Source organism: Mesorhizobium sp. M7A.F.Ca.CA.001.08.2.1 (genome assembly GCF_003998455.1).
Taxonomy (GTDB): Bacteria; Pseudomonadota; Alphaproteobacteria; order Rhizobiales; family Rhizobiaceae; genus Mesorhizobium; species Mesorhizobium ciceri.
Window position 1 is genome coordinate 1 of the sequence record NZ_RZPW01001498.1, and the last position, 396, is coordinate 396.

The following is a 396-nucleotide window of genomic DNA, read 5'->3' on the forward strand; positions in this document are numbered from 1 at the left end:
ATGCTGGGGTCCCTGGGGTGGGGCGATCTTCTCAACAATAGGCACGGTCAGCTTCGGACTGATAACCCGGGTGAACGCGGAATACCATCCGGCCGCCCGGACTGCTGGGGCAAGGAGGTTCTGGCACAATCCTCAGCTTTTGAGGCTCATATCCGCCTACGCCATCGGCTACATCCACATGTCCGGAGTGGTGAGCGCCGCCCATATTGAGCCGGGTGTCTTGGACATTTTCCGTTTCGGGACGGATCTGTTCATGGTTCTGGCCGGTTTTCTTACCGCGCATGTGCTTGGGAACAATGGCAGGTCGGCCGGCGCCTATTTGCGAACGAGGCTCATTCGAATCGTGCCCTTGTATTGGGGCGTCACGATTCTCGCATTTCTTGTCGAGAACTACGC

Annotated in this window: 1 protein-coding gene; it reads left to right on the forward strand. The window is 57.8% G+C overall.

Features of this window, described 5'->3' with window-relative positions; translation table 11 throughout:
• Positions 1-70: 70 nt before the first annotated feature.
• On the forward strand, positions 71-396 hold a 326-nt coding region (locus EN914_RS38180; RefSeq protein WP_348631992.1), incomplete at its 3' end, for an acyltransferase family protein.